Source organism: Vibrio sp. Isolate25 (assembly GCF_022398025.1).
Lineage (GTDB): Bacteria > Pseudomonadota > Gammaproteobacteria > Enterobacterales > Vibrionaceae > Vibrio > Vibrio coralliilyticus_A.
On record NZ_JAKEUT010000001.1, the window covers coordinates 1540939 to 1548716 of the forward strand.

At 45.0% G+C, this 7778-nt stretch carries 3 protein-coding genes and 2 pseudogenes; 3 read left to right on the plus strand and 2 right to left on the minus strand.

Annotated elements, in window-relative coordinates:
• Positions 1-71: 71 nt before the first annotated feature.
• On the minus strand, positions 72-347 hold the full coding sequence (locus tag L1D15_RS06765; protein WP_239875091.1) for a hypothetical protein: 276 nt from the start codon (positions 345-347) through the stop codon (positions 72-74).
• A 373-nt stretch (positions 348-720) separates the two neighbouring features.
• Between L1D15_RS06765 and L1D15_RS06770 the strand changes: the two are divergent.
• Positions 721-1617: pseudogene (locus L1D15_RS06770) on the plus strand (IS3 family transposase); the annotation flags it as partial.
• 1308 nt (positions 1618-2925) lie between these two features.
• Here the strand turns inward: L1D15_RS06770 and L1D15_RS06775 are convergent.
• Positions 2926-3269, minus strand: a pseudogene (locus tag L1D15_RS06775) (IS3 family transposase); the annotation flags it as partial.
• Positions 3270-3686: 417 nt separating this feature from the next.
• On the opposite strand from L1D15_RS06775, the gene L1D15_RS06780 reads away from it, so the two are divergent.
• Together L1D15_RS06780 and L1D15_RS06785 are read left to right on the plus strand one after the other, a co-directional pair.
• Positions 3687-4004 carry a hypothetical protein gene (locus L1D15_RS06780; RefSeq protein WP_239875092.1) on the plus strand — a complete coding sequence of 106 codons (318 nt, stop codon included), beginning with the start codon at positions 3687-3689 and terminating at the stop codon, positions 4002-4004.
• Positions 4005-4359: 355 nt separating this feature from the next.
• Positions 4360-7778 (plus strand): Ig-like domain-containing protein (locus L1D15_RS06785; protein ID WP_239875093.1); only part of this gene is annotated, 3419 nt, incomplete at its 3' end.

Consider the following 7778-nt stretch of genomic DNA (forward strand, 5'->3'; position numbering starts at 1 on the left):
GGCGTATTGAGACGATAAGTATGAATATAAGGTAGCGCATTAGCAGACTCAACAAGAGCGTTAGCACCGTTTTAATCGTAAGGGCACGTCACAAACCGCCTAACAAACATTCTTGTGTGATCGAGTCTTTTGTATAGTGTCTGTAGAGTCCCTCCATGGACATGCTTTCTGTCTGGAGTGGTTAAAATTGGATGCCAATCGGGATAGCCATCGACTGAGTGGCCTAACTCTTTTACTAATCGACGGAACTCGGCCACACCTTTTGCAGGATCAGAGAGACTTTTCGTTAAGTAATTAAGTGAAGACGCATTCGCTTCAGTTGCTGCAACGGGATTTCTGAACTCCATAATAAACCTTACATGAAATATACAACTTACGTTAAAGTTATTATTTGCGAAAACCTAGATCAATACGAATATCTTTTGGTTTAAATTGGGTATGCCTAATATGCACTTGGCCGAGGTCTAGTGATTTGCTAAACGTGCTTTTGATACTGATATTAGTGAAAGTTACTTGATAATTTGAAGGGGGGAGCTGTATGTGCATGGATAGTTTTTCATGAATTTAGTTAAGTGTGAAAATTTACGAATTTTGACTGATAAAATATAAAAGATAGCTCTATTTTAACATTGGATTTGAGGTTTTTATTGCCCTTTTATGCTTTGAATAGTCTGATAATTGACTTTATTTTGATAATACCTAGAAATACGGGAACTGATTATGACTAGAAAACTTAGGAACTACTCTCCTGAATTTTAAAGCTGGTGTTAATAAAGGCGACAAATTGTTGCTGAATTTGCTCAGAAATACAGCCTGCACGTGAACCAAATCTCTACATGGAAAAAGGAATTGCTAGAAATACCGCTATGACTTTTGTTTCTGAAAGTCAGGTGAGCAAAGATAATATGAATAAGTGGACAAGCTTTATGTCAAGATCGGGCAGTTGACCATGGAAAATAATTTGTTGAACAGAGTGCTTGGTCGTTAAAGCGGGCCCAGTGAAAAAGTTCGTTGGTTAAATCCACACCATTGCTGATTAAACACTAATGTGAACTACTTAATATAGCTTGTTCGACGGCTTACTATCAGTCTATCGGACTTTTCTCTGAGGAAATGGAATTGCGCCGCATCATCGACGAAATTCACCTTTAGTATCCATTCATGGGGAGCAGATGCATTCGAATGAATTGGCAAAAAGGTCATAGTGTTAATCCTAAGCAGGCCATACGTGATATGGTATTGGAGCCAACTGAAAAGGACACTAGCAAAAAAGCATGCAAGGTTCCCCCTATCTGTTGCTAATGTTGAAATTACATACCCGAAGAAAGCTTGGGCGCGATTAATATCACCGACATCCTAATGGTTAAAGGGCTCCTGTGCTTAGTGACCATTATTACTGGTATAGTCGTAAAGTGTTATGGGTAAGTTTTCTGTATCGAAACTCTTGAGCACTATGAACCGCCATATATCTTCAACTCAGATCAAGGTGTCAGTTTACTAGCACTGAGTTCGCATAGAAATGAATTGACGATGGTGTACGGTTCCGCATGGCAGGAAAGGGGCTTGTTCAACAACGCTTTTATCAAACGATTATGGCGTATGAAATATGAGGAAGCTTAGTTAAAAGCTTACACGATCTTATTAAGCCTACTTTAACAGGAAAAAGATACGCTGTGAGAAATTAACTCACGTGTACAGCCCAGTCATTGGGATCCCTTCTGTATTACCATTACATTTATCTTATTACCCCCCAAGCTAAGGAGAAAAGGATGGAGAGTAACCAAATTAGCCATATCAAGCAGCTAATACCAGTGAAAAAACACCATACCACTTGCTTTACTACTCCGGATAGGAAAGAGAGTCAGTAGCGTCATATAGTGCTCGTAAGGCTCGTTCTTCATGGTGGCGTTCTATACGTCTCCTTATAATCAGTTTCCGCTTAGTGAGCTGTTTGGCTCGACGGTTTTTATTTTGTATTGGTTCGTAGTAATGAGTTTCGGAGTCGTGATCAAAATCATCGGTTCTATCATTCATTGTAGTTCAGCATATCAGTCATAAAGTTAACGGAATTGGTATTCTAATAGAAACCTTATGGTTATTTCTATTACTAAAGCCTTATTAATATTTATTGAAGTTTTCTCTCTATAGTAATTGAGAGTCACTTTTGTAGTTTTTAATGACCTCCAATCGACAAATGCGTAGGGTCATGATGTGAGAATTGAGCTCAAGATTTAATAGGCATTAGCTAGACTGTATAAAGTATCGTTTTTGATGGTACTGTGTGCCTGAGTGTATGTTTTGCAGTGCTTGTATTGCAACTATTAACAAAATCAGGCCCAAATAATATCGATTTCTATATATTGATATGAAGATGTCCGTGGTTGATAGGAATTGCTCCCTTTACGTAATTTACGTTCATGCCAAATGAAAGGTGGATACTGATAACAATTACAGTAAAGGAATATCTAAGTGATGAGCTTTACACTATCATATAGGCTGATATCAATTGAATTTATGGTGATGCAAAAAGTCGTCGCGTGGTTAAAATTAGTTGGCAAGGTTCGGTGGTTACGGATTCAAAATACCGCAGAACCGTTATTGATGAAATTAAGGAACTGGAAAAAGGCCCCTGATGAGTGCAGGGGCAAACTATGAATATTGAGTACATAAGGCAGGTATACTCAGATTTATTATCCGCTTTTTGTTATGCTTTAAATAGTTATTGATATTTAATGAGCCATAATGATGATGGGATTTTGTAAGGGCTTAAACAATTCTTCATGTCACCGTGCTCTACTCTTAGGTATTATGTGATTAAAGCCCCTAAATGAATGGTACTATGACATGGGCATGAATTAGAGAAAGATAGCTTCTGAATTGATAACTTAAGGGCGATTATCTGCTTCAGCTAGACTGGACTCTTCATTAAGTGACATTTTGCTGCTCAAAGTTAACTTGGCTTAGATAGCTAAGAGTATTGTTCCTTCTCACTTTGATTATAACCAATCTCTATGTACTCGAAGACCGTTTGGCGCATCTCATCTTTGGTCATTATCGGTTCGTATTGAATCGCTTCCACTTTCATCGAATGGAAGAAGCTCTCAACAAAAGCATTGTCCCAGAAGTTCTCTTTCCTGCTCATACTTTTTTAGATTATAAGCAGTGATGAGGTTTCGATAATCTTTCGAGCAATACTGGCTACCTCGAACACTATGAACAATAATTTCCTTTGGGAAACCTCGACGGAATAGAGCCATTGATAATGCATTATCCTAAAGGCCGTTATGTTGGAGCGACAGCTACCAGTGTTACATTTTTCCACTCACGACTTCGTATTGTGGTTTGAGCAAGCGGTCGGTCTGCCTTTGGCGATGGAAGAGGCGAATCGCTTATTGATGAACGAGCTGGGGTCAGTGGNTATCCTAAAGGCCGTTATGTTGGAGCGACAGCTACCAGTGTTACATTTTTCCACTCACGACTTCGTATTGTGGTTTGAGCAAGCGGTCGGTCTGCCTTTGGCGATGGAAGAGGCGAATCGCTTATTGATGAACGAGCTGGGGTCAGTGGCTGCAGTTAACCCTACAGAACTAACATGGATAGGTTGGTCTTATAATAAGCATGTGGGGTTGGTTCAGCACCACCATCCTACCCCTGTCTTACTGTGAAAGCTTGTTAAGGAGAGAACCATGCCGATTGCTAGGATGACCCGAGAGCAGTTTATTGCAAAATCCCGCCAACGTTGGGGAGAAAAATATGGGTATGATGGCTTAAAATACGTCAACAGCCGGACCCCAGTTTTACTGTATTGTTTTCATCATCAACACTACTTTTCACAAACGCCTAAGGCGCATTTTGCAGCCAAGCATGAATGCTGCCCTTTATGTTATCAGGCTATCGCAGGGCGTTTTCAAAATGCGTGGCGGGACGAGCAAATTCCACCAAAACCCTCTCAAACGCAGTACTTTCATCTTATTCAGCAGGTTTTTCGGCTGCATCATCATTAGTGTGACAGTTATGGCCTTATTAGTGGAAAGAGCTCCGCATCCTTAAATGGGAAATTAAGCCTAAAATTAACCCTAAATTAATAAAAGATACATCATTAACACCCCCTTAGTGCCTTAATTTTACCTTAAGGGATTGATTTTTCGTTATAAAAACATACCTGACCGGGTGCAATGTGTATAGGTGGGTAAATTATTATAATTTAAAATGATTCATAACATTAAGCACGAATTTCAGTCATAATGTAGAAAGATTTATCCTTTTGTGCGCGCCTCTCTCTAGCATGAGATGGGTATGCATGCAATACATCGACTAACCAACATACCTACAATTAACCGAAATTGAACGGTGGATGATATGAACTACTTCTCGCACCATCACAAGCACCACGGCAGTACGTCGTGGTGGACGCTGTGGCGTCAATGGTTACTCTTGTGCATAACCATACTACTCACTGCCTGTGGCGGTGAGGGTGACCCTGCATTATCAGGGCAAAACGACAACAGTGGTCAAAATGGCAATGGAAATAACGCTACTATGACCGCCATTACGACACAGGCTCGTTATACAACGCTCCCTGTGGGCTATGAGCAATCTATACAAGCCATCGCTTACTTTGATGTGGAAGGCGCCAGTTTGGATGTTTCCAAGCAAGTGACGTGGCGCAGTTTGGATGAGTCCATCGCGACAGTCTCTGAGGAAGGGGTCGTGAATGCACTTGCGGCGGGTCCTGTTACCATCGAAGCAACTTTGAATGACTTTTCAAGCACGGTTGAATTGCAAGTGGTCAATGCGCAGTTGACCAGCCTTTCATTGACGCCTTCATTGCTGACGATGCCCATTAATTTCACTTATCCTTATGAAGCCAACGCCAACTACCTTATTGATGGTGTGCCGCATGATTTTGATGTGACGCATTTGGTGGAGTGGTCCGTAGGGAATGACGTTGACTTTTCTATCTCAGAAGAGGGTGTGTTGACATCAATGTCAAACGCGGCCACTGCAGATGTCGAGGCGGTGTATCACAATCGTCATTTCACCTCTGTCAGTGCAAAAGGCTTTGTGTCGTCGGTAATACCAACCTCGGTCACTGCGGTAGACGTACAGCCCGATGGTCAAATACCCATGATTGTGGGCGGCAAAGCCCCTCTTAAAGCGATGGTGACCTATCAGGATTCACAAGGTGGTAGCCATACAATTGATGGCACGATGAATGTGGACTGGCAAATCTCTACCGGTAATGGTGCCATTGAGGTGAGCGAAGCTGGTATTGTGACAGCAAAGACTTCAGGAACGGATACGGTGAAAGCAGAGCTTTCAGGTATGAACGATACAGTGGATGTCACGGTAACGCCGGCCTCACTCCAGTCTATTCGAGTATTTCCTAATGCCATCAGCTTGCCCGCGGGGTTGACTGAAGAGGTTCAAATCATTGGTACTCTGTCTGATGGTACGACGATGCCCATCAACAACAACGATATTGATTGGACATCGAGTGAGCCGCTCGTCTTTGATATCGATGGTACGACGGGCAAAGTCATCGCACTGAGTCAAGGTACTGGTACGCTCACCGCGTATCACCCAACAAGCAATTTATCTGCAACGGCGCAAGTCACAGTCACAACCGATACGTTCACGGTCAGTAACCTGACCATCACTGAGCCGGTTCGCACGCCTCTGGATATTCCATTAGGGCTATCAGAGAAATTTGCCGCCACCGCGACATTGTCGGATGGTAATACGTACGATGTGACTAGCATGGTGACATGGAGCTCAACCGACGATACGGTCGCTACTATCAGTACTGGTGGGTCTGAAGCTGGGGAAATGCATACCGTCAAAAAAGGCGCGGCAACGATTGAAGCCTCATTGGCGGGTGAGGCAGACAGCAAAGATGTGAACGTCACCGATGCGACACTGGAGCGTGTCGTATTAACACCGGCTCTATCTCACTACTTGGTCGGTGGCACTCAAGACTACTCAGCCATGGGTTCCTTTTCCGATGGGAGTACTGGTGACGTCACCGCAGATACGGTATTTACGACCCAAAGTGGCGGCAGTGTTATCGCGTTTAATGGGCGTGAGGCTGAAGCCATCGCCGAAGGTACCGATACGATTGAGTCGGTCACGACTGTAAACGGCGCCGTGGTCAATTCAGTAGCCAAAGCGGAAGTCAAAGGCACAACAGCGAACATTCAAAGCTTGGATGTCACTCATCGCCAAGGTACTGGTAGTGTGCCACTTGGGGTTCCTGCGGCGTTTAATGTGATAGCCACGTTAAATGACGGCACCCAGCTTGATGTCACCAGTATGTCTACTTGGGTGAGCAATACCCCCACGGTTGCCGACAACGCTCCTTACGCTCAAGGCGCTTTGTTTGCTACGTTAATTTCAGGCAGTGCAGACATCACCGCAACCTTAGGGACAGCAACAGACACAACCACGTTAAACGTCACACAAGCTGTGCTGTCGGATTTGGTCATTGTGCCTACTTCTGTCAGCACCCCGATGGGAATAGATGTGCAGGTGGACAAACTAGTGGGGTACTACAGCGATGGTACAAGCAATGATACCCTCGACCCATCAGCCTATACTTGGCATACCTCTGACCCTGCTGTTGCCACTGTGGCGAATGGTGTGGTGTCGACAGTTGGTCCAGGCCATGCAGAGATTACGGCCGAAGACACGACCAATCAGGTGACCAGTACGCCAATGACGGTACACGTGACCCAAGCGACACTACAAAGCTTATCCGTGACGCCGCCTGGACCGTTAACGCTCCAGTTAAACAAATCTCAGCAATTCCAAGCAGAGATGACGTTGTCTAATGGTCAAACTCTTGATGGTACTAACTTAGTCAACTGGAGTAGCTCGCAATCGGCAGAGCTCAGCATTGATGACACAGGTTTAGCAACCGGTCTGATGGCAACCACTGGGGCAAAAATCAACGCGTCGCTTGCTGGCGTCAATGCCAATGAAGTGACGGTGGATGTGATTGGGCTACCAGCGATTGACCGCATTGAAATCACGCCTAACGTGTCTTCGACACCGGTCGGGCTCACGGTATCTTATGAAGCCACGGCTCACCTGTCAGACCAAAGCACGCTGCCTGTGACCAATAGTATGACGGCTTGGGGCAGTAGCGACACCGCTGTGATGGACATTACGGCGGACGGAACGGCCACCGCCCTTGCTGAAGGTCAGACGACGATTTCAGGGACACACCCGTCGAACGCTCAGGTAGTGCCTGCGGTTGCCACGGTCACTGCCGAGCAAATTGATTGGAGTACCTTTACCCTCTCAGACATTACCGTTAATGCAGGAGCGTACACTAAGGCGCACGCTGAGGTGAGTACCACCAATCAGAGCACTTATGACGTTTCGAAGATGTTAACAGGCATCACGGCGGATAACTCAGTGATAAGCCATGTCAGAAATGACGTAGTCCGTGGCGACACGGCTACGGTTGGGGGCGAAACCGCGATGGCACAGTTGGGTTCTCACACCAGTGCACCAGCCAATGTCACTGTTAATGGGAGCACACCACCGGTCGACAGAATCGAGTTGACGCCGGATGGAGCCGTTATCACGGCCAGCTCGGACAGTACGTTCAGCTACGTGTTGAATGCGTATGACGCAGCAGACCCTCAAACTCCTATTGACGTCACGTCAGACCCTTCAGCCACGTTCACTGTGGATGGCACTTACATTACGGCGTTCGACCCAGCGACGGGCGTTGCCACGGCAGGCAACACGATTTCGGATTCAACCGGCAC

What these genes read in the sequence shown, in the direction of transcription:
- L1D15_RS06765 (WP_239875091.1), bottom strand. Translation starts at nt 347, where the DNA reads ATGGAGTTCAGAAATCCCGTTGCAGCAACTGAAGCGAATGCGTCTTCA.
- L1D15_RS06780 (WP_239875092.1), top strand. Translation starts at nt 3,687, where the DNA reads ATGCCGATTGCTAGGATGACCCGAGAGCAGTTTATTGCAAAATCCCGC.